The sequence below is a fragment of the Pseudokineococcus marinus genome, assembly GCF_013004605.1.
Lineage (GTDB): Bacteria > Actinomycetota > Actinomycetes > Actinomycetales > Quadrisphaeraceae > Pseudokineococcus > Pseudokineococcus marinus.
On the sequence record NZ_JABEMA010000359.1, the window covers coordinates 1 to 2,758 of the forward strand.

The 2,758-nt window shown below is 79.2% G+C and carries 3 protein-coding genes; all 3 read right to left on the minus strand.

The window, feature by feature from the left end:
- Positions 1 to 74 precede the first annotated feature (74 nt).
- Entirely contained in the window at positions 75 to 1,298 is a 1,224-nt protein-coding gene (locus HLB09_RS15355) for a glycosyltransferase (protein ID WP_212771190.1), read from the minus strand.
- Positions 1,295 to 2,314, minus strand: a complete 1,020-nt coding sequence (locus HLB09_RS15360; RefSeq protein ID WP_171204197.1) for a glycosyltransferase — start codon at positions 2,312 to 2,314, stop codon at positions 1,295 to 1,297. Before HLB09_RS15360 ends, HLB09_RS15355 begins: the two co-directional genes overlap by 4 nt.
- The coding region (locus HLB09_RS15365; protein ID WP_171204198.1) for a glycosyltransferase family 9 protein at positions 2,311 to 2,758 on the minus strand (448 nt) is incomplete at its 5' end. The genes HLB09_RS15360 and HLB09_RS15365, both read right to left, overlap by 4 nt.

Below are 2,758 nucleotides of genomic sequence, written 5' to 3' on the forward strand. Positions count from 1 at the left end.
CGCCTCCCGGCCCGGCTCGGGCCCCGGTCCGGTGCTCCCGCGGCGGGTCGTCTCGCGGCGGGTCGGCTCGTCGCTCACAGGGCCTCCAGGCGGGTGCGGGCGAGCACGCCCTCGTAGGCGTCCTCGGTGCGGGCGGCCACCTCGCGCCAGCTGAAGCCGGCGACGGCGCGCTCGCGCGCCGCCCGGCCCCACGCCTCGCGGCGGGGGGCGTCCTCGAGCAGGGGCCCGAGGGCCGCGGCCAGCGCCACGGCGTCGCGCGGGGGCACGAGGGCGCCGGTGACGCCGTCCTCCACGGTGTCGAGCAGCCCGCCGACGGCGCTGCCCACGACGGGGCGGCCGCAGGCCATCGCCTCCAGCGGGACGATGCCGAAGGGCTCGTACCAGGGGGTGGCGACGACGACGTCCGCCCCGCGCAGGAGCGCGGGGAGGTCGGAGTGGTCCACGCGCCCCAGCAGGTGCGTGCGGTCCGCGACGCCGAGCTCCTCGGCCAGGCCCCGCAGCCGCTGGGCCTCCGCGTCGATGGCGAGGTGGTCGGCGGGCGGTCCGCCGAGGACGAGCAGCTCGGTCCGCGCCAGCGCCGAGGTCGGCCCGAGGGCCAGCGCCCGCACGACCTCCTCGACGCCCTTGCGCTCCACGAGCCGGCCCACGACGACGACGCGGTGCTGCTCGCGCCGCTCCGGCCCGCCGACGGGCCCGTCGGGGGTGAAGAGGTCGACGTCGACGCCGCAGGGGACGACGCGCACGCGGTCGTGCGGGGCGCCCAGGTCGGCCAGCTCGGAGACCTCGTCGCGGCACGTGGCGAGGACGGCGTCCGCCTCGGCCGCGAGCTCGGTCTCGACGGCCACGCGCGAGGGCGGGCTCGTGTCCTCCGCGCCCTGGTGGCGCCTCTTCACCGAGCCGAGCGCGTGGAAGGTCTGCACCCACGGCAGCCCGACCGAGCGGGCGGCCTCCCGCGTCGCCACCCCGCTCATCCAGAAGTGCGCGTGCAGGAGGTCGGCGGGCCGCTCGAGCAGGTGCTCGGCGAGGCGCCGGCCGAAGGCCTCCATGTGCGGCAGGAGCGCGTCCTTGGGCACCTCGGCCGGGGGACCGGCGTCGACGTGGACCACGGTGACGCCGTCGACGAGCTCGACCTGCGGGGGCAGGTCGACGGCGTCGCGCCGCGTGTAGACGTCGACCGCGTGCCCGCGGGCCGCCAGCGCCGCGGCGAGGTGGGCGACGTGGACGTTCTGCCCGCCGGCGTCGACGCCGCCCAGCGCGGCGAGCGGGCTGGCGTGCTCGGACACCATCGCGACCCTCACGCGAGGACCTCCCGGCGGGCGGCCGCGGGCAGGCCGCCGGCGACGACGGCGTCGAGGACCTCGTCCCAGTCGGCGAGGAAGCGTCCGAGCCCGAAGCGGGCGAGGGCGTGCTCGCGCGCGGCCGCGCCGGCCTCCCGGGCCCGGGCCGGGTCGTCGAGCCACGCGCGGGCCGCCCGGGCGAGGACCCGCGGGTCGGCGCTGACGACGCCGCCGGCCGTGGGCACGGCGTCAGCGGCGGCGGTGCTGGCGACGGCGAGCACGGGCATGCCGATCGTCATGGCCTCCACGAGCGCCATGCCGAGGCTCGTCCACCGGTAGGGGTGCAGGTAGGCGCGGTGGGCGCCGAGCTCGGCGTGCATGCGGTGCTGGGGCAGGTCGTCGTGCAGCGCGTCGGAGGCGCTGCCGAGGGCGGGGACGCCGCGGGCGTCCGCGAGCTCGCCCAGGGCGACCATCCCCATGCCGTAGACCTCGACGGGCAGGGAGCGCGCGAGGTCGAGGACGACGTCGGTGCCCGCCACGCGCTCGCGCCGCACCGGCTCGTTGACGACGACGCCGAGCGAGGCGCGCTCGCCGGTGGCGAGCGCGCCGGGGTCGACGACGCCGTGCTCGACGACGGTCGTCGGCGCCGCGCCGTTGTCCCACATGAGCGCGTTGTAGGCGGTCACGTGCACGACGAGGTCACGACCGTCGGCCGCCCGCTGGCGGCTGCGCGCGGCGTGGTCGGTCGGGGCGTCGTGCTCGAGGTGGACGACGGGCACGTCGACGCCCGGCACGAGGCCGGTCCAGCGGCGCAGCAGCTCGCCCTCGTGGGCGCGCTGGAGGACGACGACGTCCGGCGGGGCCGCGGCCAGCTCCTCGGGCGTCACCTCGACGGCCGACGCGGGCCACTCCCACGTGCGGGCGCGGCCGCGGCCGTCGGGACCGCGCCCGGGCAGCACCGGCAGCAGGTACGTGTGCCGCCCCTGGACGAACGACGTCGTCCACGAGCCGTGCACGTGCCACAGCAGGACCCTCACGGGCGTGCTCCTCCTCGCGTCCCGGCGGCGCTCGACCCCGCGACCCGCTCGACCGATCCCGCGGCGCCACCGGGCCGGACGCCGACGACCGACCGTACGGCCTCCACGACGCTGCGGCCGTCCAGCTGCAGGCACGGGTGCCCCGGGACCGGGCACTCGCGGGCCCGGGAGAGGGCGCACGGCGCCCCCTGGTCGCCCAGCAGGACGGTGGGCACCCCCCACGGCGCCCAGCGCTCGGCGGGCACGACGGGGGAGAAGAGGGAGACGACCGGCGTGCCCACGGCCGCCGCGAGGTGCGCCGGGCCGGTGTTGCCGACGACGACGGCGTCGGCGCGCCGCAGGAGCGCGGCCAGGCCGGCGAGGTCCGTGGCGCCGGCGAGGTCGACCAGCCGGCCGCCCGCCCCTGGGCCCGCGCGGGACGCGCGCTCGCGCACGTCCGCGACG